Source organism: Pseudomonas sp. P5_B2, assembly GCF_056400445.1.
Map to the genome: position 1 here is coordinate 1 of NZ_JBFULH010001068.1, position 1049 is coordinate 1049.

2 protein-coding genes are annotated in these 1049 nt (G+C 54.9%); both read left to right on the forward strand.

All coding sequences use genetic code 11. From position 1 onward, the window contains the following. Window positions 1-536: agmatine deiminase family protein (locus AC1DRJ_RS29210; protein WP_477805188.1), on the forward strand; the 536-nt coding region annotated here is incomplete at its 5' end. A 246-nt stretch (window positions 537-782) separates the two neighbouring features. Then, window positions 783-995: a hypothetical protein gene (locus AC1DRJ_RS29215; protein WP_477805189.1), complete on the forward strand. Its 213-nt coding sequence runs from the start codon at window positions 783-785 to the stop codon at window positions 993-995. Window positions 996-1049 lie beyond the last annotated feature (54 nt).

Below are 1049 nucleotides of genomic sequence, written 5' to 3' on the forward strand. Positions count from 1 at the left end.
AAGCGGTACTCAGCGCGAATCTGGCTGTGGATAAAATCATCTGGCTGCCGGATGGTCTGTTCAACGACGAAACCGACGGCCATGTGGATAACTTCTGCTGTTACGTGCGCCCAGGTGAAGTATTGCTGGCCTGGACCGATGACCCGCAAGACCCGAACTACCCACGCTGTCAGGCGGCAATGAACGTGCTGCAAAACAGCACCGACGCCAAGGGTCGCCCGTTCATGGTGCACAAGATGCCAATTCCCGGGCCGCTGTATGCGACCGAAGAAGAGTGCGCCGGTGTCGATCCGGTGGACGGTACTCAGGAGCGCAACCCGACCGTTCGTCTTGCCGGTTCCTACGTGAACTTCCTGATCGTCAACGGCGGGATTATCGCGCCGAGTTTCGACGACCCACTGGACGGCCCGGCAAAAGAAATTTTGCAGACGCTGTTCCCGCAACATGAAGTGGTGATGGTGCCAGGCCGAGAACTGTTGCTGGGAGGCGGTAACATCCACTGCCTTACCCAACAACAACCGGCGCCCCACAAGTGAGTGCAGTTGTAACAGCTTGAGGCGATTGCAAAAATTGCTGAGCAGCGGTTAACCCTCCCTCGCTACATGAAAAGCCCGCGGCCCTAATGGACTGCGGGCTTTTTTTGTATCCGCTTATCGACAGCACAGAAACATTGGCACAGCTCTTGTATCTGCAAGCGCGTGAAACAGGGAGGGGAGAGCTGCGATGTTCTGTCATAAACCTTGGATAAGTTAGCCGCTCACAAACCAGGAGAGAGCGCTGAAATGAACGCCGAAGTAAACATAGTGAGCGAGCGGGCGTTGCATCCCCTGGCAATTAATGTCGAATCGCTCCAGGACCTTGCGCACTGGTTGAAGTCCAATGGAACGCGTCAGATCAGTGAACCTGATCCGCGCCGGACTATGATCGAGCGCTACCCCGCTAGTTTATTCAGCGAAGCGGAACTGGATGCGTTGTGGGATGTAATGGAAGGATAAGAAGAAAAAACAAAGGATTGATAAAGCGCTGCCGGGATGGCGGCGCTTTTTTAT

Bases quoted from the DNA above. Each gene is read 5' to 3' on its own strand.
- AC1DRJ_RS29215 (WP_477805189.1), top strand. From the start codon at position 783: ATGAACGCCGAAGTAAACATAGTGAGCGAGCGGGCGTTGCATCCCCTG.